Annotated in this window: 17 protein-coding genes and 2 tRNA genes; 10 read left to right on the top strand and 9 right to left on the bottom strand. The window is 72.9% G+C overall.

The annotated features are described in order from the left end of the window. Positions 1-66 precede the first annotated feature (66 nt). A complete protein-coding gene (locus ABZ883_RS09575; protein ID WP_360904261.1) occupies positions 67-1716 on the top strand; it encodes a long-chain fatty acid--CoA ligase in 1650 nt (549 codons plus the stop codon). A 64-nt stretch (positions 1717-1780) separates the two neighbouring features. Here the strand turns inward: ABZ883_RS09575 and ABZ883_RS09570 are convergent, their stop codons facing one another. Further along, positions 1781-5215 (bottom strand): PAS domain-containing protein, encoded by a 3435-nt coding sequence (locus tag ABZ883_RS09570; protein ID WP_360904258.1) that lies wholly within the window; start codon positions 5213-5215, stop codon positions 1781-1783. A gap of 175 nt (positions 5216-5390) precedes the next feature. Beyond that, complete coding sequence (locus ABZ883_RS09565; protein WP_360904255.1) at positions 5391-5879, bottom strand: SSI family serine proteinase inhibitor; 489 nt, start codon at positions 5877-5879, stop codon at positions 5391-5393. A gap of 201 nt (positions 5880-6080) precedes the next feature. Between ABZ883_RS09565 and ABZ883_RS09560 the strand changes: the two genes are divergently transcribed. The 3 genes from ABZ883_RS09560 to ABZ883_RS09550 all read left to right on the top strand — a co-directional run bounded on the left by ABZ883_RS09560 (position 6081) and on the right by ABZ883_RS09550 (position 7695). Next, positions 6081-6171, top strand: a tRNA-Ser gene (locus ABZ883_RS09560). A gap of 181 nt (positions 6172-6352) precedes the next feature. After that, positions 6353-6425 (top strand) — tRNA-Arg (locus ABZ883_RS09555). Positions 6426-6522: 97 nt separating this feature from the next. Then, positions 6523-7695 carry a hypothetical protein gene (locus tag ABZ883_RS09550; RefSeq protein WP_360904252.1) on the top strand — a complete coding sequence of 391 codons (1173 nt, stop codon included), beginning with the start codon at positions 6523-6525 and terminating at the stop codon, positions 7693-7695. A 21-nt stretch (positions 7696-7716) separates the two neighbouring features. Here ABZ883_RS09550 and ABZ883_RS09545 read toward each other — a convergent pair whose 3' ends face one another. Beyond that, entirely contained in the window at positions 7717-9417 is a 1701-nt protein-coding gene (locus tag ABZ883_RS09545) for a SpoIIE family protein phosphatase (RefSeq protein ID WP_360904249.1), read from the bottom strand. 777 nt (positions 9418-10194) lie between these two features. Here ABZ883_RS09545 and ABZ883_RS09540 point away from each other — a divergent pair. Together ABZ883_RS09540 and ABZ883_RS09535 are read left to right on the top strand one after the other, a co-directional pair. Continuing rightward, positions 10195-11070, top strand: a complete 876-nt coding sequence (locus ABZ883_RS09540) for an alpha/beta hydrolase (RefSeq protein ID WP_360904246.1) — start codon at positions 10195-10197, stop codon at positions 11068-11070. Positions 11071-11351: 281 nt separating this feature from the next. Beyond that, positions 11352-11564, top strand: a complete 213-nt coding sequence (locus ABZ883_RS09535) for an EF-hand domain-containing protein (protein ID WP_360904243.1) — start codon at positions 11352-11354, stop codon at positions 11562-11564. Between the two features lie 3 nt (positions 11565-11567). Here the strand turns inward: ABZ883_RS09535 and ABZ883_RS09530 are convergent, their stop codons facing one another. Beyond that, positions 11568-12419 carry an MEDS domain-containing protein gene (locus tag ABZ883_RS09530; protein WP_360904240.1) on the bottom strand — a complete coding sequence of 284 codons (852 nt, stop codon included), beginning with the start codon at positions 12417-12419 and terminating at the stop codon, positions 11568-11570. A 110-nt stretch (positions 12420-12529) separates the two neighbouring features. Continuing rightward, entirely contained in the window at positions 12530-13414 is an 885-nt protein-coding gene (locus ABZ883_RS09525) for an LLM class F420-dependent oxidoreductase (protein ID WP_360904237.1), read from the bottom strand. Between the two features lie 199 nt (positions 13415-13613). Between ABZ883_RS09525 and ABZ883_RS09520 the strand changes: the two genes are divergently transcribed. The 4 genes from ABZ883_RS09520 to ABZ883_RS09505 are packed head-to-tail and all read left to right on the top strand — an operon-like array spanning position 13614 to position 19541. Next, positions 13614-14357, top strand: coding sequence for a response regulator transcription factor (locus ABZ883_RS09520; protein WP_360904234.1), 744 nt, complete (start codon positions 13614-13616; stop codon positions 14355-14357). After that, the gene (locus ABZ883_RS09515) at positions 14354-15910 is read left to right on the top strand and encodes a HAMP domain-containing sensor histidine kinase (protein ID WP_360904231.1); all 1557 of its coding nucleotides are present in this window, start codon (positions 14354-14356) and stop codon (positions 15908-15910) included. The genes ABZ883_RS09520 and ABZ883_RS09515 overlap by 4 nt, the downstream gene beginning before the upstream one ends. Positions 15911-15936: 26 nt before the next feature. Then, on the top strand, positions 15937-17355 hold the full coding sequence (locus ABZ883_RS09510; RefSeq protein ID WP_360904228.1) for a bifunctional glycosyltransferase family 2/GtrA family protein: 1419 nt from the start codon (positions 15937-15939) through the stop codon (positions 17353-17355). Next, complete coding sequence (locus tag ABZ883_RS09505; protein ID WP_360904225.1) at positions 17352-19541, top strand: glycosyltransferase family 39 protein; 2190 nt, start codon at positions 17352-17354, stop codon at positions 19539-19541. The genes ABZ883_RS09510 and ABZ883_RS09505 overlap by 4 nt, the downstream gene beginning before the upstream one ends. Before the next feature lie 63 nt (positions 19542-19604). Here ABZ883_RS09505 and ABZ883_RS09500 read toward each other — a convergent pair whose 3' ends face one another. From ABZ883_RS09500 to ABZ883_RS09485, 4 genes are all read right to left on the bottom strand, one after another. Then, entirely contained in the window at positions 19605-20075 is a 471-nt protein-coding gene (locus ABZ883_RS09500) for a PPOX class F420-dependent oxidoreductase (RefSeq protein WP_360904222.1), read from the bottom strand. Between the two features lie 9 nt (positions 20076-20084). Continuing rightward, positions 20085-20933: a YceI family protein gene (locus ABZ883_RS09495; RefSeq protein WP_360905112.1), complete on the bottom strand. Its 849-nt coding sequence runs from the start codon at positions 20931-20933 to the stop codon at positions 20085-20087. Positions 20934-21151: 218 nt separating this feature from the next. Then, positions 21152-23602: an MFS transporter gene (locus ABZ883_RS09490; protein WP_360904219.1), complete on the bottom strand. Its 2451-nt coding sequence runs from the start codon at positions 23600-23602 to the stop codon at positions 21152-21154. A gap of 11 nt (positions 23603-23613) precedes the next feature. Then, complete coding sequence (locus ABZ883_RS09485) at positions 23614-24072, bottom strand: MarR family transcriptional regulator (RefSeq protein WP_360904216.1); 459 nt, start codon at positions 24070-24072, stop codon at positions 23614-23616. Between the last annotated feature and the right edge of the window lie 98 nt (positions 24073-24170).

Genomic DNA, 24170 nt, shown 5'->3' with positions numbered 1-24170 from the left:
CGGTATGACACCAGAATCACAGCACCCACCTACCTTTGCGTAGCCGCTTCGACGAGGAGGCGCCCGGTGCTGAGCACAATGCAGGACGTGCCCTTGCTGGTCTCACGGATCCTGACCCACGGCACGGCCGTGCACGGCAGGTCGCAGGTCACCACCTGGACCGGCGAGGGCGAACCGCACCGCCGCTCGTTCGCCGAGATAGGAGCACGCGCCGCCCGCCTGGCCCGGGCCCTGCGCGACGAGCTCGGGGTGGAACGCGACGACCGGGTCGCCACTTTGATGTGGAACAACGCCGAGCATGTCGAGGCCTACCTCGCCATCCCCTCCATGGGCGCGATCCTGCACACGCTCAACCTGCGCCTGCCCGCGGACCAGTTGGTCTTCATCGCCAACCACGCCGCGGACCGCGTCGTCCTCGTCAACGGCACCCTGATCCCGCTGCTGGCCCCGCTGCTCCCGGCGATGGAGTCGGTCGAGCACGTCGTGGTGGTCGGCCCCGGCGACACCGCGCCCCTGGAGGGCTGCCGCCCCGCCCTGCACACGTACGAGTCCCTCCTCGAGGGCCGTCCCGACACCTACGATTGGCCGGAGCTGGACGAGCGTTCGGCCGCGGCCATGTGCTACACCTCCGGCACCACCGGCGACCCCAAGGGCGTCCTGTTCTCGCACCGCTCGATCTACCTGCACTCCATGCAGGTCAACATGACCGAGTCGATGGGCCTGACCGACCGCGACACCACCCTGGTCGTCGTGCCGCAGTTCCACGTCAACGCCTGGGGCCTGCCGCACGCCACCTTCATGACGGGCATCAACATGCTGATGCCCGACCGTTTCCTGCAGCCCGGCCCGCTCGCCGAGATGATCGCCGCCGAGCGCCCCACCCACGCGGCCGCCGTACCCACCATCTGGCAGGGCCTGCTGGCCGAACTCGCCGCCAACCCGCGCGACATCAGCTGCATGCGGCAGGTCACCATCGGCGGCTCCGCCTGCCCGCCCTCCCTCATGGAGGCGTACGACAAGCTGGGCGTGCGGCTCCGCCACGCCTGGGGCATGACCGAGACCTCCCCGCTGGGCACCATGGCCCACCCGCCGGCCGGCCTCACCGAGGAGGAGGAGTGGCCGTACCGCATCACCCAGGGCCGCTTCCCCGCCTCCGTCGAGGCGCGCCTGGTCGGCCCCTCCGGGGAGGTCCTGGCCTGGGACGGGGAGTCCGCGGGCGAGCTGGAGGTGCGCGGGCCGTGGGTCGCCGCGGCGTACTACGGCGGCGCCGGGGCCGAACCGATGCGCCCCGAGGACAAGTTCAGCGAGGACGGCTGGCTGCGCACCGGTGACGTCGGCACGATCACCCACGACGGCTACCTGACCCTCACCGACCGCGCCAAGGACGTCATCAAGTCCGGCGGCGAGTGGATCTCCTCCGTCGAGCTGGAGAACGCGCTCATGGCGCACCCCGCCGTCGCGGAGGCGGCCGTCGTCGCGGTCCCCGACGACCGGTGGGGCGAGCGCCCGCTGGCCACCGTCGTGCTCAAGGACGGCTTCCGGATCGGCTACGAGGAACTGCGCGACTTCCTCGGCGAGCACATCGCGCGCTGGCAGCTGCCGGAGCGGTGGGCGGTCATCTCGGCCGTGCCGAAGACCTCGGTCGGCAAGTTCGACAAGAAGGTGCTGCGACGGCAGTACGCGAGCGGCGAGCTGGACGTCACCCGGCTCGGCTGACGGACCCCGCACACGAGGCGGCCCCCGGGAATCCCCCCGGGGGCCGCCTTGTGCGTACGGGCCGTCAGGAACCGATCTTGCCGAGCAGGTCGACGATGCGGGACTGAACGTCCGTGGTCGTGGAGCGCTCCGCGAGGAAGAGCACCGTCTCGCCGGAGGCCAGGCGCGGCAGCTCCGCAGGGTCGATGTCCACGGCGGTGTAGACGACCAGCGGAGTGCGCTCCATGCGCCCGTTGGCGTGCAGCCAGTCGACGATGCCCTGCCGCCGCCGGCGCACCAGCATGAGGTCCATGACCACCAGGTTCGGGTGGAACTGCCCGGCCAGGTTCATCGCGTCGGCCTCCGAGGACGCGTGCGCCACCTGCATGCCGCGCCGCTCCAGCGTGCCGGCGAAGGCCTGGGCGATCGGCAGGTGCTCCTCGATCAGCAGCACGCGCGGCGGGTGCTGGTCGCTGTCGCGCGGCGCGAGCGCCTTCAGCAGCACCGCCGGGTCCGCGCCGTACGCGGCCTCCCGGGTCGCCTGGCCCAGGCCCGCGGTGACCAGCACCGGCACCTCCGCCTGGGCGGCGGCCTGGCGCAGCGACTGGAGCGCGGTACGGGTGATGGGCCCGGTGAGCGGGTCCACGAAGAGCGCGGCGGGCGGCTCGGCGACCTGCGCGTCGACCTCCTCGCGGGAGCGCACGATGACCGGCCGGTAGCCGCGGTCGGTCAGCGCCTGGTGGGTCGAGACGTCGGGCTCCGGCCACACCAGCAGGCGGCGCGGCTCGTCGAACGCGGCCTCCGGCTCGTGGGGCCCCTCGTCGGTGACGTCGACCGCGCCGTTCGGGCCGTCGAGCGGTTCGGGGCCCTCGGTGTCCTCCGTGGGGGCGCCTATGGCGTACGCGCGGCCGGGGGTGTCCGCGCCCTTCGGGGCGCTCTGGCCGTTCGGGGACGGCACGGCTGCGGGCGCGGGCGTCGCTGCCGGCGCCGCGGGGGTCGCGCCGCGGGCGTCGGTGTCACCGGGGTTGGCCAGCTTGCGCCGGCGGCCGGTCGGCGTCACCGGCTGCGCGGTCTGCTCGCTGATCTGCTGGGCGAAGGGCACGCCCTGGCCGAGGGTGCGCACGCTGATGGCGCGGCCCTGGGTCGTCGACGACTGGGGCTGCACCGGCGGCTGGACCAGGGCGGGGGCGGGGGCCGGCGGTTCCGGCTGCGGGGCGGGCGGCTCGGGGCTGCGCTGCGCCTGCTCCGGGATCACCGGCGCGGGGGGTTCGGGCGCCGGGGCCGGTGTCGGCTCGGGCGCCGGCAGCAGGACCGGGGCGGGTGCCGGGGTGGGGGCGGGCAGCCGGCGCGGGTCGACGATGGCGGACGGCCGCGGGGTGCTCTCGATGATCCCGCGCGACCGGGGCGCCGAGCCCACGGCCTCCGGCCACTCGGGGGCAGGGGTTCCGTTCCCGTTGCCGTTCGCGTTCGGTGCCGGGGACGGGGCGGGCGGAAGGGCGGGAAGCAGATCGGGCTGCGGCTGCTGCGGGGCGGGAGCCGCGGCGCGCCGGGCCCGGCGGCCCGTGGGCTGCTCCGCGACCTGCTGCTGGACCTGCTGTGGCACCTGCTGGGGCGGCACCGGCACCGGCGCGGGGGCCAGGGGCGCGGGCGCCGGGACGGGGATCTGCGGGACGGGCGCGGCGGCGGGAATCTGCGGCGCGGGGATCTGCGGAGCCGGGACCTGCGGGACCGGGATCTGCGGCGCCGGGATCTGTGGCGCCTGGGCCGGGACGGGGATCGCGACGGGACGGGCCTCCTGCGCCGGCTCCGCGTCGGGACGCCGCAGCGCCCGGCGGCGGCCGGTCGGCGTCGGGGAGTCCGTGCTGGGCACGGCGGGCAGCGCCGGCACGGAACCGCCCGCGGGCGGCAGCGCGGGCAGCGCGGTGGCACCGGCCGGCCGCGGCGGTGCCAGGGCCGGGGGGTCCACCGCCGGGAGGGCGGGAGCCGCCTGCGCGGTCCCGCGCGCCGGTTCCGTCGGCACCGGCATGACGGTCGTCTCGGACTCCCGCTTGGGCTCGTTCGCCGCCGCCTTGCCGCGGGCCGTGCCCACCGGCACCTCGACCACGTACGCACTGCCCTGCCCGGGCACGTCGTGCGTCTGCAGCACCCCGCCGTGGCGCTCGACGATGCCGCGCGCGATCGGCAGGTGCACCGGGTTGGCGCCGGCGTGCGGCCCGCGCACCTCGATGCGCACGGAGTCGCCGCGCTGCGCCGCCGCGACCACGATCGTCGAGTCGCCGCTGTTCGCCACGACCGGCACGTTGCCGGCCGCGTCCACCCCCGCCACGTCCGCGATCAGGTGCGACAGCGCCTGCGACATGCGCTCGGGGTCCACCGTCGCCTCGATCGGCGGGGCATGCACCGCGTACTGGGCCCGGCCGGGGCCGATCAGCTCGATGGCCGCCTCGACGCCGGACGCGACGACCTTGTCCATGGACGTGGTCTCGCGCTGGAGCTTGTCCTCGCCGCGGTCCAGCCGCTGGAAGGTGAGCACGCTGTCGATCAGCGTGGTGATCCGCGCGTAGCCCGCCGTCAGGTGGTGCAGGATCTGGTTGGCCTCCGGCCACAGCTGCCCGGCCGGGTCGTTGGCCAGCCCGGCGAGCTCGCCGCGCAGCTCGTCCAGCGGGCCGCGCAGCGTGTCGGCGAGCAGCGACCGCAACTGCTCGTTGCGGGCGGCGACGGCGTCGAAGCGCGAGCGGTCGGTGAAGGTCATCACCGCGCCGACGAGCTGGTCGCCCTCCCGCACCGGCGCCGTGATCAGGTCCACCGGCACCGAGCGCCCGTCCTTGCGCCACAGCACCTGGCCCCGCGCGCGGTGCTTCAGCCCCGAGCGCAGGGTGCCGGCGAGCGGGGTCTCCTCGTACGGCAGCGGCGTGCCGTCCGGGCGGGAGTGGTGGACCAGGGGGTGCATCTCCTGGCCGCCGAGGTCGGTGGCGCGGAAGCCCAGGATCTGCGCGGCCGAGGGATTCACCAGGACGATCTTGCCGTCGGTGTCGACGCCGATCACGCCCTCGCTCGCCGCGCGGAGGATCATCTCGGTCTGGCGCTGCTGACGGGCGAGTTCGGCCTCGGTGTCCAGGGTGCCGGTCAGATCGCGGACGACCAGCATCAGCAGCTCGTCGCCGGTGTAGCTGTAGGTCTCCGCGAAGGGTGTGCGCGCGTCGTCGAGGTTGGCGCTCGTGACCTCCACCGGAATTTCACTGCCGTCGGTCCGGCGGGCGATCATCCGGGTGGGTTTCGTACGGCCCGCGTCGTCCTCGTCGGGGCGCATGGAGCCGGGGATACGGCGCGCGTCGAAGGTCGGCAGCAGATCCAGCAGACCGCGGCCCACCAGCGCCGTCCCGGGCGACTCGAAGGTCTCCAGGGCGATGGAATTCGCGTTGACGACGGTGCCGTTGGCATTGACCAGCAGCAACGCGTCCGGGAGCGCGTCGAGTATTGCCGCGAGGCGAGCAGCGCCTCGGGATGGCCTGCTGCTCACGAGACGCGTCCCTCCTGGAAACCGCATTTGCCGCCGCGCCACCACCCACTGAGGGGCTTCTACCGGTGACGGCCCATCTTGCCGCCGACCGGGAGGCATGTCACTAGAGCGAGTGTACGGGCAGCCGTTGGACGGGAGGCTCCGGATGCCCATGTCCCGTACGTACGGGTATGGTTCACCGTTGCCCGGCTTCGATGTGGTCTCCGTCACGCCCGCCCGCCGCGACGTGGTGGTTCGGTGACGGTGCTGTGCCGCCGCCGGGCGACACGCCTGGCGTCGCCGGGAGCACCGGGGCCATCCGCCGCCAGCGGTCGGCCTCGCAGCCGTTCGTGCGGTCGTAGCGGTCGTCCACCGGGCGGCCGTCCCAGGTGCCGCGCACCCGCGCCCGCTGCGGGCCGCTGTAGATCATCGTGCACAGCGTGCCCTCCGGGGCCGGCCCCACCGGGCCGCCCAGCCGCCGCAGCCGCGTACAGGCCCCCCGCGCGTCGGGGTGCGTCCCCGAGCCGCCGCCCGGGCCGCAGCGCAGGTCGTACGAAGACAGGCCGCCGTTCCCGTCGTCCACGATCACCGTCAGCCGGTCCCCCGACCGGTCCGGCGGGCAGGCGACGGCCGGCACGGCCGCGGTCAGCGACAGGCCGAGCGCGAGCACGGCGGTCAGGGACATCCGAGCCATTCGCATGCCTCGTCCCTACCGCCCCGCCCCCACCGCGGCCCGGCAACCCACCCGATCGTGGGCGCGCCGCGGCCACACCCGCCGCAACGCCTTTGCCCTGCCCATGGGCGGCCTAGTAATCTGGTCAGCGATTGGTCCCAGCCCAGTGGGCTGTGTCATCATCTGCGTGCACCCGCTCGCGCGGGGACACCTGGAGGCGTCGCCTAGTCCGGTCTATGGCGCCGCACTGCTAATGCGGTTTGGGCTTTACCGTCCATCGAGGGTTCAAATCCCTCCGCCTCCGCTCCCCGGAAGCCCCGGCCACTCGGCCGGGGCTTCTGCCGTTCCCGGGCCCCTTCCTGACCCTCCGCTGGGGCGTTTCCGCAGCTCACGCCGGGTGCGGCTAATGGATTTCACCTCACGGCGCAGGTCATGTAATGTTGTTCCCGCAACGCCGACCGGCAAGAAAACGCCGGGAAGCACAAGCACTCGTAGCTCAACGGATAGAGCATCTGACTACGGATCAGAAGGTTGCAGGTTCGAATCCTGCCGAGTGCACAGCAGACCAGAGGCCCCCGGGATCACCCGGGGGCCTTTGACGTTGGGGCGTACAGCAGGCAGATGGTGCGCGGCAAGCCGCTACTACGATCGGGTCATGTCCATTCGGAAGCACGCCGCGCCGCCGAGGCCGCTTGCCGTCGGTGATGTGGTCGCCGCTCCTTCACAGCACCTGGGTGAGTGGACGGCCGCGCAGATCGTCCGGCTCGATGCCGATGCGCAGACGGCGGCCGTGCTCGAGCTGAACTGGTCCGGTCCCGAACCGTCGTCCCTGGACGACCTGGGCGACGTCGCCCCGCTCAGGCTCACCCACCACGCGTGGAACGGAGGCCTGTCCTTCTGCAACCAGGAATGGGTCCTGCCCCGGAGCCACAAGGTCGTCGGAGTGCTTGCCCTGCTCCACGACGGGCCGGCGAACTGCTACACCTCCGGATGGCACCTGGGGGACCAACTCGCCCGGCAGCGGCGGTGGGACAACGGCGTCAGCGAAGACCCGGTCGTCGCCTGGAATGCGGAGTACACCGGAGAGACGGTCAATGAACTCCTCAGCCGGTCGACCGCTCCGAGACCCGAGGTCACGCAGCTGACGATCAGGGACATCGACTCCCTCGACTGCGGTCGGCTCGTCCAGCGCTTCCCCGAGGTGGCACGGCTGCGGCTGTACGGACGCCTGGGGGTGCTCTCCGGCGCGGGCGAGCTGAACCGGCTGCGTGGTCTCCGGCGCATCGACATCGTCGACCTGTTCGGGATGACGGGGGAGGACGGTCTTCAACCGCGGTGCGTTCCCGAGCTGGAGTCGCTGGACCTGTACAGCGTCCCCTCCGCGTACGCCTCGGCCATGGGCAGCACCTGGCGGCGCGAGATCCCGGCAGGCACCTACGTGTCGATCCTCCAACCCCGCGAGCCCGGATGGGTCGAGGAGAATCGCAGCAATCCCTTGCGTGACTGGGACGGCCGCGAACAGATCAGCGCCTCCACCTACAGGAGGGCCGTCACCCAGTACCGGACGACACGGAAGGCGATCCTCCACGTGTTCGCCGACGAAGCGGCGGACGTCCACTCGGCACGCATGGAAGAGATCGGGCGTGCCTACGGTGAGGCGTTCAACGAGCTGGACCTCCGGTCGGGCTTCATCGAGACCGTCGAGCGCGAAGAGCTCTTCGACGCCCTCGACCACATCGTGAACGAGGCCGAGGCACTTCACGGCCTCGTCCTGGCAGACGCCCGCGACAGCCTCAACTCCGGTGTGGACTCCGTCCGGGACTGGTAGCCAGGTGCGCCGGGACGACGGTCATGCTGTCGGGTCCGGCGGTGGGGTGGGGAACTCGATCCACACGGTTTTCCCGCGTCCGTTGGGGGAACTGCCCCAGGAGCCCGAGATGTTCTCGACGATGACCATCCCGCGCCCGTTCTCCGCTTTCGACCTGCCCTCCTCGGACATGGAGAACGAGGAGGGAATGGGTGGCGCGGAGTCCGAGTCCCTGACTTCGAGCCGCACGCGGTCGGGGTACCGGTAGAGACGCATGTCCACGTCGCTCCCCGCGTGGATCAGCGCATTGGTGACGATCTCGGAGACGATGATCTCCAAGTCGTCGGAGATCTCGTTCAGTTGCCATGTGCGGAGGCTGTTCCGGGCGAACTTGCGGGCCGTGGAGACGGTCCTCAGGTCGCGGGGCTGGATCTCCAGGCGGGCCATCTCGAACGTGGTGCGATCCGCCGTCGTGTCGGCCTTGACCAGCAGCAGGGCCGCGTCGTCGTACCGCTGGGAGGGGTCGGGGACTCCGGAGATCAGCCGGTCGGCCACCTCCTCCACGTTGTCCTGCCCGTCCGCCGCGCATTCCGCGAACAGGCGGAGCGCGAACTCCTCGGTGTCGCACTGCCGGTTCTGGATCAGACCGTCGGAGTACAGGAGGAGCATGCTGCCGGGGGACAGGGGGAACTCGTAGGATTTCGGCTGCGGCTGCAGGCAGGGGACGCCCAGGGGGATCCCCGGTGGGGTGTCCAGCTTGCCGATGCTTCCGTCCTTGTCCCTGACCAGGGGCGCCAGATGGCCGGCGGACGCCACCTCCAGGACGCCGTTCGCGACATCGACGCTCACGATGCAGCAGGTGGCCAGCAGGTCGGAGCCGAAGGTCAGGAACAGTTTGCTCGTCCGCTCGATGATCGCCGAGGGGCCGTGCCCCTCGGAGGCGAAGGCGAAGACCGCGCTGCGTACCTGTCCCATGACGGCCGCGCTGTCGATGCCGTGTCCCTCGACGTCGCCGATGGCCAGCACGACCCGGCCGTTCGAGGCGGCGATCACGTCGTACCAGTCCCCGCCCACCTCCGACGAGGAGGAAGCCGGAACGTAGCGGGCGGCGCTGACCATTCCGGCGACATCGGGAAGTGACCGGGGAAGCATTTTTCTCTGCACGCTGGAGGCGAGTTCGAGTTTCCCCTCGGTGAGCTGCAGGCGTTCCAGTGTCGATCCCAGCAGATTGGCCATCATGATGAGCAGGGATTTCTCCTCGGGCGCGAACCGCCTTTCGTCGGGGAAACCGAGGTGGCAGACGCCGGCGATCCCGTTGCTGCCGAGGAGGGGGAGGTAGACCTCGGCCTCCCCGGAAGGCAGGGCGGGGTCGGGAGGGAATGCGTAGAAGGTGGTCCCGTTCTCGAGGAAGAGCGGCTTTCCGCTCATCGCCTCCGCCAGAGGGCCGCGTGACTGGATGCTCGCCCCGTGGAACATCCTCACCATGTCGCGGGAGGCGCCGTTGTGGCCGACCACCCAGGTCCGCCCCTCGACGAATCTGGACAGGATCACCGCACGGCAGCCGAAGGGCACGGAAATACGGCGGTGGGCGGCCGCGATGACGTCCTTCATTCCCGTGGCGGAATTCAGCTCGCTGGAGAGGCGCCGGAGCTGGTACATGCACGTCATCCCCACGGAGGCGGAGACCTCGGGGATGCCCCAGCGCGACGGCGTGGGCTCGCAGGGTTCCGCCGAATCGCTCACGGGGACGATCACGGGGGTCGGCCCCGTACACATTTCGGACTCCGAGAATTTCGACAGCTCGTTGGCGAGCCGCGTTCCGACGTCCGCGAGCCGGCTCACCATACGGGCTTCTTCTTCTTTGTCCGGAATGGGATCGCGAAGGATCGTGACGGTTCCCAGTGAACGGCCTCGGGAAATCAGTGGGGCGGAGGCCGCGGTGTAGGGGAACATGCTGATGTGCCGGTACTGCTGGAAGATGTCGGCGGGGTCCTCGCCTTCCGTCAAAGCCGTCGATTGTGTGCGGAACGCGCGTGCCGATATGTAGGGCGAGTCCACCGGGATAAGTTCCGGAATGGCGAACACCGCCGGCTGGCGCCCGCCTATCATCGAGGCTCGCAAGTGGCTTCCGTCTGCCTCGGCCAGGTACACCGTCGCAGCTACCGCTTCGAATGTCTTCACGGCATTGCGAACGGTTGCGAGCAGCAATGTAGTGAATTCGTTCACAGATTTGCCGTTCGAGGATTTGGTGTTTGTTGGCTACCAGGATAACCCCGACCCCGCAACCCCACCACTGCTGGCTATTCGCGCGACCGTCGAATTACCGGCGGAATTACGGGTCCGTGGGAATTCCTGCCCGCATGGAGCGCCTGTCGGTCGTGGGTTCGATTTGAGTGGTGGATCTCGTTGCCCACGGCCCGGGGTCGGGCTAGCGTAAGGATGGATAGAACGTTCTATCTACCAGGCCCGGGACGTGCCACCGTCCCGTGCCGGCCCCGCCAACCCGCCAGGAGACACCAGGTGTTCCAGCACCGTCGAACCCACAACCGCCGCATCCGCCTCGCCGTCGTCGGCGCCGCGGGCCTCGCCCTCGCCGCCGGTCTCGCCGCGACCGCCACGGCCGCCCCCGGTGACCGGCACGGCACCGCCGGGCCCGCCGCCGCCAAGCCGACCGTTGTCCTGGTCCACGGCGCCTGGGCCGACTCGGCCGGCTGGAACGGCGTGATCAAGCGCCTCCAGGCCGACGGCTATCCGGTCGCCGCCCCGGCCAACCCGCTGCGGGGCGTGGCCAGTGACTCCGCCTACCTGAAGGACTACCTCAAGACCATCCACGGCCCCGTCGTCCTGGTCGGCCACTCCTACGGCGGCAGCGTCATCACCAACGCCGCCACCGGCAACCCCGAGGTGAAGGCGCTCGTCTACATCGCCGCCTTCGCGCCCGACAAGGGCGAGAGCCTCGGGTCCATCAGCGCCCGGTTCCCCGGCAGCCACCTCAGCGACGACCCCGCCGCCCCGGTGCCCACCGCGCTCGACGCCGTGCCGTTCACCCAGCCCGACGGCGGCACCGGCGTCGACCTCTACATCAAGCCCGACAAGTACCGCGACGTCTTCCTCAGCAACCGGCTCAACCGCGCCGCCGCCGCGCAACTGGCGGCCGGCCAGCGACCGATCGCCGCGCAGGCCTTCGGTGAGCCCTCGGGCACTCCGGCCTGGAAGACCATCCCGTCCTGGTACCTCGTCGCCACGGCGGACCATGCCATCCCGCCGGCCGCCGAGCGGTTCATGGCCTCGCGCGCGCACGCCCGCACCGTCGAGGTCAACGCCCCGCACGCCGCCCCGCTGACCGACGCGGGCGCCGTGACGCGCCTCGTCGAGCAGGCGGCCACCGCCCGCTGACCGGGCGCGGTCAGGGCCGCGCGGATGTGCTGCCCTGACCGCGGCGTGCCGGTGGAAGGTGCTGCGCGCGGCTTCCGCCTCCGTCATGACCCGGTCCCACCGTGGCCGGCAGCAGTGTCCGTGCCTCGGACCGGGGACCGACCCGGCGCGGGCACACCTCTCGCTTCGGACGCACCGGCGCGTGCGACCGGGAGGGCCGGAAGCACCCCTGGCCGGGCAGGGGCCCGGGACGGCTAGGGTGTGGCCCGACGGACCGACACATACATGGAGGGGTGGTCACGATGGCCGACATCGAGGCGTGCAAGCGAGCGTTCACGCGGTACGACATCGACGGGGACGGTCTCATCACGGCGAGCGAGTACAAGAGCGTGATGGCTCAGCTGGGTGACTTCAACGTGACCGAGACGGTGGCCCAGTCCGTGATCAGCAGGGTCGACACCAACGGCGACGGCAAGATCTCCTGGGACGAGTTCTGGGCGGCCCAGCAGGTCTGACCCTCAGTCCCCCTCGCCGGGGACGAGCAGGACGAGTCGGGGGACCTCGGCCGCGCCGCACAGGCGCAGCGTCCGGGCGTGCAGCCGCGGGCAGCGGACGGTGACGCGACCGGCGGGGCCGAGGGACGCCGCGTGGCGGATGAGGACGGCGGCGCAGTGGGCGTCGATGAAGCCGAGCCCGGTCAGGTCGACGACGCGCGGCGGACCGGCAGGTGAGCCGAAGGCATGGCGCAGGCCGACCTCGAAGTCGGTGCGCGTGGCGAGGTCGGCGTCACCGCTGAGGACGAGTGTGCCGCCGTGCCGCTCGACATGGAGGGCGCCGGACGGCGCCCGCAGCCACACCGGATGCGCGGCACGCACCCGCGCCAGCAGCGTGGCGTGGAAGCGCCGCTGGTCGTACTCGCAGACGGCGGTGAGCCCGAGGCCCGCCAGCACCTGGGTCATGGCGGCCTCGTGGCCGACGAGCCGGTCCCGGTCGAGGCCCGGCCGCAGGGCCCAGGACATGTCGCCCGCCGCCCGCAGCCCGCGGTAGCCGAGGCGGTGGGCGGTGTCGGTGAGGGCGGACCAGGCGGCGGCGGAGTCGTAGCCGGGGACGAGCGGGGTGATGACGAGTGCCCCGCGGCGCACCGCCTCGGCGGCGCGGACGCCGAGCGCGGTGAGCCGGCCGACGGCCTCGGCCGGGGGTGTGCCGCGCCCGCTGAAGAGCAGCACGCGCTCCCCCCGGGCCAGGCCGATGGCGGTGAAGGCGGCGCGGACCTCCCAGCGGGCGTCCTCGTCCGCGAAGCCGAGACAGGCGTGGTCGCCCGACGCCATGCGGTCGACCGGGACGGTTCGGGGCACGGTGCCGCTGTCCATGGGCCGAACATACGCCCGGCCCCGCCGCCCGGCCGGGTGCTGAACGGCTTTGAGCGGAGCCTTCCGTTCCTGATGAGCGGCTGTCCCCGACTGCCCTTTCGCTGACGGACTCAGAGCCCGAGCGCCACTGCGAGCCGCCGCCACTCCTCGCGCGGCAGACCGCTGCGGTCCCCGTCGGCGGTCAGCACCTGGACGGCGACGTGGTCGGCGCCCGCGTCGAGGAAGGCGTCGATGCGCTCGCGCAGCCGCTGCTCGTCGCCCCAGCCGATGAGCGCGTCCACGAGGCGGTCGCTGCCGCCGTTCGCCAGGTCGTCCTCGGTGAAGCCCAGACGCAGCCAGCTGTTGGTGTAGTTGGGCAGCGTGAGATAGAGGGAGAGCATCGCGCGGGCGGTCGCCCGGGCCCGCGCGGGATCGGTGTCCAGCACGACCGTGAACTCCGGGGCGAGCAGCGGGCCCCGGCCGAGGATCTCACGGGCCTGCGCGGTGTGCTCGGGGGTGACCAGGTACGGGTGGGCGCCCGCGGCGCGGTCGCGGGAGAGCTCCATCATCCTCGGGCCGAGTGCGGCCAGTACACGGCGGCCGGCCGGGACCCCGGCGGCGTCCAGCGCGTCGAGCCAGCCGGTCATCGCGGCGTAGGGGCGCTCGTACTGCGCGGCGAGCTTCGCGTGGCTGACGCCGAGGCCGAGCAGGAAGCGGCCCGGGTGCGAGGCCTCCAGGGCGGACCAGCGGGCGGCGACGTCCACGGCCTCGTACTGCCAGATGCTGAGGATGCCCGTCGCGACGGTGATGGACGAGGTCGCCTCGATCAGCGGGATCGCGTGCTCCACGCCCGCGCTGCCGCCGAGCCAGAGGGCGCCGTAGCCGAGTTCCTCCAACTCGGCGGCGGTCTCGGCCAGTTCCCCGGCGCGGGACGGGTCGGGGTCGCGCAGGCCGCTGTTCCACAGTCCGTACCGGCCGATCGCCCGTGCCGTCGCGCCGTTGTCGCTGAAACCCATGGGCCGTCTCCCACCGTCAGGTCGACTGAAGTCCGATGTCCGTCGTACCAAACGCGGCCCGGTGATCGGGGCATTCCCCGCGGGGCGGCGTGTTCGCCCCCGCCCCTGGCGGGCCGTCACCCGTCACGACGGCGTTCTTCTCAGACAATTCACAGACACCGCCAAGGGTGTTCTCAGCGGCGGCTCACAGGATTCCCCCATGACCGCGTCTCCTTCCTCCGCCGCCGCCGACCTCGCGCGTCCGGACGGCTCCCCCGTGCGGGTCCTCGTCGTGGACGACGAGACCGCCCTGGCCGACCTGCTCTCCATGGCCCTGCGTTACGAGGGCTGGGACGTCCACACCGAGGGCACGGGCGCCGACGCCCTGCGCGCCGCCCGTGAACGGCATCCGGACGCCGTGGTCCTGGACATGATGCTGCCCGACATGGACGGCCTGGAGGTCCTTTCCCGGCTGCGCCGCGACCTGCCCGATGTGCCCGTGCTGTTCCTCACCGCCAGGGACGCCGTCGAGGACCGCATCGCCGGACTCACCGCGGGCGGCGACGACTACGTCACCAAACCCTTCAGCCTGGAGGAGGTCGTCGCCCGGCTGCGCGGCCTGCTGCGCCGGGCCGGCGCGGCCGCCGCCCGCCAGGAGTCGCTGCTGGTCGTCGGGGACCTCGTGCTGAACGAGGACAGCCACGAGGTCAGCCGCGACGGCGTCGGCATCCACCTCACCGCCACCGAGTTCGAGCTGCTGCGCTACCTGATGCGCAATCCGCGCCGGGTGCTCAGCAAGGCGCAGATCCTCGACCGCGTCTGGTCGTACGACTTCGGCGGCCAGGCCAACGTGGTCGAGCTCTACATCTCCTACCTGCGCAAGAAGATCGACGCGGGCCGGACGCCGATGATCCACACCCGGCGGGGCGCCGGATACCTCATCAAGCCGGGCGAGCCGGCGTGAGCCGCGGCGCGCCGGGAGCGCGCCGAGCCCGGACCCGGCGCCGCTGGTCGCTGCGGACCCGGCTGGTGGTCTCCTCGGTCGCGCTCATCGCGGTCGTCTGCGCGGTCATCGGCACCGTCACGGCACTCGCGCTGCAGTCCTTCCTCTACGCCCAGCTGGACGGCCAGGTCGCCGAGGTCGCCAAGCCGGTCCGCATGGGTCCGGGTGACCAGCGGGACCGGCTGCCCGAGGACCGCCGGGGCACCGGTGGCGGCTCCCCCCTGGCCGTCATCACCCGCCCCGGCGTCCCGCCGGGCACCGTCGGGGCACAGGTCGACCGCTCCGGCGAGGTTGTTGCGGCAGGGGTGAGTTCCCGGCCCAGCAGCACCACCGACGACCAGCTCGCCGTCGAACCGCTCACCGCCCAGCAGGCCGCCGTCTTCGCGGACGTCCCGCCGGACGGCGCCCCGCACACCCTGGACGTCCCGGGACTCGGCGCCTTCCGGGTGGTGAGGTCGCAGACCGACGCGTTCGGGCAGGCCTGGATCGTCGGACTGCCCACCGCGAGCGTCCGGGACACCATCGGCACCCTGGTCGTGGTCGAGGTCTGCGTCACCGCGGCGGGCCTGGCCGCCGCGGGTCTGGCCGGCTTCGCCATGATCCGGCTCAATCTGCGGCCGCTGCGCCGGGTCGCCGCCACCGCGACCCGGGTCTCCGAACTGACCCTGCACCACGGCGAGGTGGCGCTCCACGAACGGATGCCCGACGCCGACACCGACCCCCGCACCGAGGTCGGCCAGGTCGGGGCCGCGCTCAACCGCATGCTCGACCACGTCGGCAGCGCCCTGCACGCCCGGCAGGAGAGCGAGGCGCGGGTGCGGCAGTTCGTCGCCGACGCCAGCCACGAACTGCGCACCCCGCTGACGTCGATCCGCGGCTACGCCGAGCTGACCCGGCGCGGGCGCGAGGCCATCGGGCCCGACACCCGCCACGCGCTCGGCCGCATCGAGTCGGAGGCGGCCCGGATGACCACCCTCGTCGAGGACCTGCTGCTGCTCGCCCGGCTCGACGCGGGCCGGCCGCTCAGCCTGGCCGGCACCGACCTGTCGCCGCTGGTCGTCGACGCGGTCGGCGACGCCCGCGCCGCCGGCCGCGACCACCGCTGGCGACTGGAACTGCCCGACGACCCGGCGGTCGTGCGGGGCGACCCGCAGCGGCTGCACCAGGTGCTCACCAATCTGCTGGCCAACGCCCGCACGCACACCCCGCCCGGCACCACCGTGGTGGCCCGCGTCGTGCCGCACGGCCCGGAGGTCCGGGTCGAGGTCGCCGACAACGGCCCCGGCATCCCGCCCGCCCTGCTGCCGCACGTCTTCGAGCGCTTCGCGCGCGGCGACGCCTCCCGCTCCCGGGCGGCCGGCAGCACCGGCCTCGGACTGGCCATCGTGCAGGCGGTGGTGGCCGCGCACGGCGGACGGGTGTCCATCGACAGCCGGCCCGGGGCCACCGTCTTCCGCGTCCACCTGCCCGCCGCGCACTCACAGGCACCGCTCAGGGCGGCCACACCGTCATGACAGCGTGCCCCGGGAGGGTCGTCGGCATGCGAACCCAACAGCTCCCGCCGGCCGGCCAGGAGCAGCGGAGCCCGGGGAGCCTCCCCGCCCGCGAGCACCTGGCCGTCCCCCAGACCGAACCGGTGCTGGACGTCGTGATCCCCGTCTTCAACGAGGAGAAAGACCTCGAAGGCTGCGTTCGCAGACTCCACGCCCACCTGGAGCGGACCTTCCCCTACCCCTTCCGGATCACCGTCGCCGACAACGCCAGCACCGACCGCACGGCGGTGATCGCCGAAACGCTGGCGGCCGCGATACCGGCCGTCACCGCCGTCCACCTGGAGCGCAAGGGCCGCGGGCGCGCCCTGCGCGCGGTGTGGTCCGCCTCCGACGCGCCCGTGCTGGCGTACATGGACGCCGACCTGTCCACCGACCTCAACGCGCTGCTGCCACTGGTCGCCCCCCTCATCTCCGGCCACTCCGACCTGGCGATCGGCTCGCGGCTGGCCCGCAGTTCGCGTGTCGTGCGGGGCGCCAAGAGGGAGTTCGTCTCCCGCTCCTACAACCTCCTGCTGCGGACCTCGCTGGCCGCCCGCTTCTCCGACGCTCAGTGCGGCTTCAAGGCGATCCGCAAGGACGTCGCCGACCGGCTGCTGCCGCTGGTGGAGGACACCGGCTGGTTCTTCGACACCGAGATGCTGGTGCTGGCCGAACGGGCCGGGCTGCGCATCCACGAAGTGCCGGTCGACTGGGTGGACGACCCCCACTCCACCGTGGACCTCGTCCGCACCGCGGCCGACGACCTGCGGGGCCTGTGGCGGATCGGACGGGGTCTCGCCACGGGTGTGCTGCCGCTCGACCGGTTGCGCCGGCCCTTCGGCGACGACCCGCGCGACCGCGACATCGCCGGCGTGCCCGCCGGGCTCGCACGCCAACTGGCCGGATTCTGCGTCGTGGGCGGCCTGAGCACCGTCGTGTACCTGCTGCTCTTCGCGCTCCTGCGCGGCACGGCCGGGGCCCAGCCGGCCAACGCGCTGGCCCTGCTGGTGTCGGCGGTCGGCAACACCGCCGCCAACCGGCGGCTGACCTTCGGTGTGCGCGGCCGGGACCAGGCCCTGCGCCACCAGGCGCAGGGCCTGGTCGTGTTCGGCATCGGCCTGGCGCTCACCAGCGGCTCACTGGCCGCCCTGCACAGCGCGAACGGCAGCCCCTCGCGTGGCACCGAGATCGCCGTCCTCGTCGCGGCCAACCTGGCCGCGACCGTTCTGCGCTTCCTGCTGCTCCGCGCCTGGGTCTTCCCGGACCGCGCGGGCCCCGGTGCCGTATTGCGCGTATCGCCCGCATCGACCGTGCCGGTCCGGCCGGGCGCCCCGCACGCCCTCCCGACGCCCCTCGTCCCGCACGATGCCGCGGCGCCCGTGACGACCGCGGACCACGAGGCACACGACCCCGGGAGCCACCGATGACCACGTCGCACCACGCGCCGGAGGGGAACCCGCCCACTATCCCTCCACTTCCGGGGCACATCCCCGCGGCCGTCCACCGCTCCCCGGTCCCGGCCGACGCGCCACCGCCAGGGGCCACGGGGCGCAGCCCGGTCCCGCAGGGCGCGCCCCCGCCCTCCCCGCGCCCTCGCGGAACCGCCGGACCGGTCGCCCGTCTGTGGCGCGGACAACCGGAGGACCCCCGCTGGGCCCGGCCGGCCCTCCTCGCGCTGCTCGTCCTCACGGCCGTCGTCTACTTGTGGGACCTGGGCGCCTCGGGATGGGCGAACTCCTTCTACTCGGCCGCCGTCCAGGCGGGCGCCGAGAGCTGGAAGGCGTTCTTCTTCGGCTCCTCGGACGCCGGCAACTCCATCACCGTCGACAAGCCCCCGGCCGCGCTCTGGCCGATGGCGCTGTCGGTGCGGCTCTTCGGGCTGAACTCCTGGGCGATCCTGGTGCCCGAGGCGCTGATGGGCGTGGCCGCGGTGGGCGTGCTGCACGCCACCGTGCGGCGGCGTTCCGGCGCGGCCGCGGGGCTGATCGCGGGGCTCGCGTTCGCCCTCACGCCGGTCGCCGCGCTGATGTTCCGCTTCAACAACCCGGACGCCCTGCTGTGCCTGCTGATGGTGGTGGCGGTGCACTGCGTGCTGCGCGCCCTGGAGGACGCCCGGACGAAGTGGCTGCTGCTCGCGGGCGTCGCCTTCGGCCTCGCCTTCCTGACCAAGACGCTGCAGGCGTGGCTGATCCTGCCGCCGTTGGCGGTCGTGTATGCGGTGTGCGCGCCCACGCGCGTCCGGCGGCGGTTCGCGCAACTCGGCCTCGCGGGGCTGGCCGCCGTGCTCTCCGGGGGCTGGTGGGTCGCGGTCGTCGAGCTGTGGCCGGCGTCCTCGCGCCCGTACATCGGCGGCTCGCAGGACAACAGCTTCCTGTCGCTGACCTTCGGCTACAACGGCCTCGGCCGGATCACCGGCGACGAGACCGGATCCGTCGGCGGTGGCGGTGGCGGCGGCGCGGGCGGCGGCCAGTGGGGCGCGACCGGCTGGAGCCGGCTGTTCGGCACCGACATGGGCGGTCAGATCGCGTGGCTGCTGCCCGCCGCGTTCGTGCTGCTCGTGGCGGGCCTGTGGCTGACCCGGCGGGCGCCCCGCACCGACACCACGCGCGCGGCTCTCCTGGTGTGGGGCGGGGCGCTGGTCTTCACCTTCCTGACCTTCAGTTTCATGTCCGGGATCTTCCACCAGTACTACAACATCGCCCTGGCGCCCTACATCGCGGCGACGGCCGGCACGGGCGTCGTGCCGCTGTGGGAGCGGCGCCGGCACCCGGCCGCGTCGGCGCTGCTCGCGGGCACGGCCGCCGTGACGGCCGTGTGGTCGTGGGCCCTGCTGGGGCGCTCGGCGGACTGGTTCCCGTGGGTGCGGTACGCGGTGCTCGCCGCCGGGATCGCCGCGGCCCTCGGGTTGCTGCTGACGGCACGGCTGGGCCGGCACCTCGCCCTGGCCGCGGCAGGGTTGGGCCTCGCGGCGGCGCTCGGCGGGCCGCTGGCGTACACGCTGCAGACGGCCGGCACCGCGCACACGGGCTCCATCGTGACGGCCGGACCCGCGGTGCGCGGCGGCATGGGCGGGCCGGGCGGCATGCGCCGCGGTGCCGGGGGCTTCCCCGGCGGCGGGCAGGGGCCGCAGGGCCGGGCCCCGCAGGGCTTCCCCGGTGCTGGGCAGGGCTTCCCCGGCGCCCCCCGCGGCAATGGCGGCGCCACCGGACGCGGCGGCACGGGCGGCCTCGGCGGCCTGCTGAACGGGGCGGCCGTGAGCGACGCCGCCAAGAAGGCGCTGCTCGCCGACGCCGGCACGTACACCTGGGTGGCCGCCGCGATCGGCTCGCAGAACGCGGCGAGCTACCAACTGGCCACCGGAAAGCCCGTGATGGCCATCGGCGGCTTCAACGGCAGTGACCCCTCGCCCACGCTCGACCGGTTCAAGGCCTGGGTGGCACAGGGGCGGATCCACTGGTTCATCGCCTCCGGCGGCACGGGAGGCATGGGCGGCGGCGGCCGGGGCAGCAGCGACCGGGGTACCGCCGCACAGATCAGCTCATGGGTGGAGGAGAACTTCGGCTCCATGACCCTGGGCGGAGTGACCGTCTACGACCTGACCGACCCGAGCTGACCCAGGTCGTGGACGCGGGAAGGGCGGCGGCCGGTCGGCCGCCGCCCTTCCCCTGCCCGCGGTTCAGTCCTCGGAGGGCGCCAGCCGGGCCGGGAAGCCGCCCGTCGCGATGGGCCCCCACCGCTCGGGGGTCACCCGGACCAGCGACTTGCCCTGCTTGAGCATCGCGGCACGGTACTCGTCCCAGTCCGGGTGCTCGCCGGCGATGTTGCGGTAGTACTCCACGAGCGGCTCGACCGACTCCGGCGGGTCGATGACCTCGGCGGTGCCGTCGATCTGGACCCAGGGCCCGTCCCACTCGTCGGAGAGCACGATCACGCTCGCCCGCGGGTCGCGGCGCGCGTTGCGGGTCTTGGCCCGTTCGGGGTACGTGGAGATCACCAGCCGCCCGGAGTCGTCGACGCCGCAGGTGACGGGGGAGCCCTGGGGGCGTCCGTCCGCGCGGGTGGTCAGCAGCAGGGCGTGGTGGCGCGGGCGGACGAACTCCAGCAACTGATCGAGCTGCACGGAGGTGTTGGTCGCGATGTAGGCCATGACAGCAGCCTATGCCGCCGGTGGCTGCGGGGCAGGGAGGGCGGTGCCCTGCACGGCCTGGATGTCGAGCTCGACCTTCACGGTGGTGCCGACGGCGACGATGCCGGCCTGGACGACCTGGTTGTAGTGCATGGCGAAGTCCTCCCGCCGCAGTTGCGCCGTCGCGCGGAAGGCGGCGCGCATCCCGCCCCACTGGTCCGGGCCGGTGCCCAGGTAGGCCAGGTCGAGGTCGACCGGGCGGGTCACGCCGCGCATCGCCAGCTCGCCGTGCACGGTCCAGCGGTCCTCGGCGGACTGCTCCAGGGAGGTGCTGCGGTAGGTGACGCTGGGGTGCGCCGCCACGTCCAGGAAGTCGGGGGAGCGCAGGTGCGCGTCGCGGGTGCCGTTGCCGGTGTCGATGGACGCGGCGTCGATGACGGCCTGCACGGTGGAGCCCAGCGGCTGCTCGGCGATCTCGATGCTCGCCGCGAAGCCCTTGAACCGGCCGTGCACGCTGGACAGCCCGAGGTGCTGGGCGACGGCGCGGATCTCGGAGTGGGCGGGGTCGACGGTCCACACGCCGGGCGGGGGCAGTTCGACGCCGCCGGCGCGGGCGAGTGTCACGGTGCCGACGTCGGCCGATCCCGAGGCGGTGACCAGGGCCGTCGCCGCCGCGGGGCGGTAGCCGACGGCCGTCACGATGACCGTGTACGCGCCCTGGGCCAGCGCGGCGGTGCGCAGCGCGCCCTCGGCGTCCGCGGTCTCGCGGGCGACCTGCTGACCCGTCATGTCGGTGACCGTCAGCACGGCGTGCGGCACTGCCCAGCCGTCCTTGGTCCGCACCCGCCCCCGCAGGCCCGTCTTCCCGGTCGTGGTCATGCTCATCGCTCGCCTTCCGTTGCGTGTGTGTCCCCCCGGGGACCGGGGCCCGGGGCATTCCCCGGGCCCCTGCGGGAGCCACCTGGTGCGGTCCCTCCCGGACGGTGCGCGGCCGTCCCCTGCCGGCGCCGTCCGGACCTGGACCAGGTGCCCCCCGGGGCAGCCGGTTCGTGCGTCTCCGCAGGCACACGAGCCGGCCGTTCTGGAGCGGGTCCCGCTCACCCCTCGGGGTGGCTGAGCTCCACGTCGACGTCCTTGGCGCTCTCGTCCCCGACCCGGATCGTGGTCGCGACCGGCGGGTAGCCGCTGGCTATGAGCGAGTACTCGCCCGCGTCCAGGTCGCCGAAGGCGTACGCGCCGTCGCCGCCGGTCGTGGAGGTGGCCACGACGTTCCCTGCGCCGTCCACGAGGGTGACGCGCGCCTCGGGCAGCGGCATCCTGCTCGCGCCGCCGAGGACGGTGCCCTGGACGCTGCCGCCGAGCCGCAGCGCGACGTCGACGTGGGTCGGGGCGGTGCCGGCGACCTCGACGGGCAGGGCGACCGGCCGGAAACCGGTGGCGTTGACCGCGAGGGTGAAGTCGCCGGCCGGGAGGGCGCCGAAGCCGAAGCCGCCGTCCTGCCCGGTGCCGCCGCTGGCCAGCACCTCGCCAAGGACGTCGGTGACGACGACCACGGCGCCGTGCACCGGGAAGCCGTCGGCCTCGGAGGTGACGGTGCCGGTGAGGCCGCCGGTGCCGGACAGGACGACGTCGTAGGGGACCGGGTCCTCGCCGGCCACGACCGTGGAGGCCTGCGGCTGGTGGCCGTCGGCCGCCGCGATCAGCACGTACGAGCCGGCGCCGGGCGTGGTGAGCACGTAGCCGCCGTCGGGGCCGGTGGCGGCCCGGCCGAGCTGCGTGCCGGTGAGCGAGATCAGGGTGAGCGTGGCGTGTGCGACGCCGGTGCCCTCGGAGTTGCGGACCTGGCCGTGGATCATGGGGCCCTCCTGGACGGGTACGGGCGCTGGTGCGGGTTCGGGCGCGGGCGCGGGGACGGGTGCGGACACGGGCAGCGGGGCGGCCGCGGCCGCGGGCGCCGGCTCTTGGTGCGCGGGCACGCCGGCGGCCTGCTGCAGACCGCTGGAGGTCCGCAGCGGCACCTCCTTGATGAAGAGCACCACCAGCAGCGCGAGGAACGCCACGGGGGCCGCCACCAGGAACACGTCGCCCGCGCCGTGGCCGTACGCGGTCTCCACGACGTTGCGGATCGGCGCCGGGAGCGACGCGAGGTCCGGGATGCCGCCGCCGGAGGAGCCGGTGGAGTCCACGCCGAGCGCGGACAGGCCGTCCGTGGTGTAGCGGGTGACCCGGTTGGCGAGCACGGCGCCCAGTGCGGAGACGCCGACCGCGCCGCCGAGGGTGCGGAAGAAGGTGACCATGGAGCTCGCCGCGCCGAGGTCGGCGGCGCCCACCTGGTTCTGCACGGCGAGGACCAGGTTCTGCATCATCATGCCGAGGCCCAGGCCCAGCAGCGCCATGAAGATCGCCAGGTGCCAGTAGACGCTGTCGTACCGCAGCGAGCCGAGCAGGCCCAGCCCCGCGGTGAGCAGCACGCCGCCGGAGACCAGGATCGCCTTCCAGCGGCCGGTCCGGGTGATGATCTGGCCGGAGACGGTGGAGGAGACGAACAGGCCCGCGATCAACGGGATGGTCAGGACGCCGGACATGGTCGGCGACTTGCCCCGCGCCAGCTGGAAGTACTGGCTCAGGAAGACGGTGCCGCTGTACACCCCCACGCCCACGAAGAGCGAGGCGACCGAGGTCAGGCTGATGGTCTTGTTGCGGAACAGCCGCAGCGGCATGATCGGCTCGCGCGCGCGGGACTCGATCAGCACGAAGACCAGGGCCAGCAGCACCGCGCCGCCGGTCATGGTCCAGGTCTGCCAGGAGATCCACGCGTACTTGTCGCCGGCGAAGGTGACCCAGACGAGCAGCAGGCTGACGGCGGCGGTGACGAACGTGGCGCCCGCCCAGTCGACCTTGGCCTGGCGCTTCACGACCGGCAGGTTCAGGGTCTTCTGCAGCACGATCAGCGCGAGGACCGCGAAGGGCACGCCGACGTAGAAGCACCAGCGCCAGCCGAGCCAGTCGGTGTCGACGATGACGCCGCCGAGCAGCGGGCCGCCGACGGTGCCGACCGCGAAGGCCGCGCCGAGGTAGCCGCTGTAGCGGCCGCGCTCCCGCGGCGAGATCATCGAGGCCATGATGACCTGGGTCAGCGCGATCAGGCCGCCGACGCCGACGCCCTGGACGACGCGGCAGGCGATCAGCTCGCTCGTGTTCTGCGAGACGCCCGCGACGAGCGAGCCGATCACGTAGATCACCAGCGCCAGCTGGACCAGCAGCTTCTTGCTGAACAGGTCGGACAGCTTGCCCCAGAGCGGGGTGGTGGCGGTGGTGGTGAGCAGGGCGGCGGTGATGACCCAGGTGTAGGCGCTCTGACCACCGTGCAGATCGGAGATGATCCTCGGCAGGGCGTTGGAGACGATCGTGGACGACAGGATCGCCACGAACAAGCCGAGGATCAGCCCGGTCAGGGCCTCCATGATCTGCCGGTGCGACATGGGGGCCGCGTGTCCCGCGTGGGCCTCGGCCCCCCGCACACCGGCCGGTGATGCGGTTGTTGCCATCGTCATCCTCTTCACGTCGTGATCGTTTGCGTACGGGGGCGGCAGTCGGCCGTGAAGGCCGTGCGCAGCCGTTCCAGCAGCCCGCAGAGGACCATCACGTCCTCGTCGGGCCAGTCCCGCAGGTGGTGGGCGAGCGAGGCGGCGACCCCGTCGAGTGCGGCGTGGAGCACGTCCTTGCCGCCGGGGGTCAGCCGCAGCAGGCGCGACCGTCTGTCGTGCGGATCGGGCAGCCGGTCGATCCAGCCGCGTTCCGCGAGGTGGGCGACATGGCGGCTGGTGACCGACATGTCGATGTCGAGCAGTTCCGCCAGGCGGCTCATGCGCAGCTCGTCGTGGCGGCCCACCGCCGCGAGCACGCCGAGCGAGGCGGGCGGGCAGTCCTGCGGGCACGAGCGGCTGAGCTCGCGGGCCACGGCGGGGATGGCGCGCAGCTGGTGTGCCAGCTCCCCGTACAGCTCCTGCGATGCCATGGGACCGTCGCCTTCCCTTCGGACTATTGGTTGCCTTGAGCAACCGTAAGATTGTTTGGTTGCTGCAGGCAAATTCTTTCGGGTAAAAAAAGTCCAAA

The sequence above is a fragment of the Streptomyces sp. NPDC046977 genome (assembly GCF_040644455.1).
Lineage (GTDB): Bacteria > Actinomycetota > Actinomycetes > Streptomycetales > Streptomycetaceae > Actinacidiphila.
The sequence above is the reverse complement of the archived record's forward strand: the minus strand, read 5'-3'. Positions and strand labels throughout refer to the sequence as shown.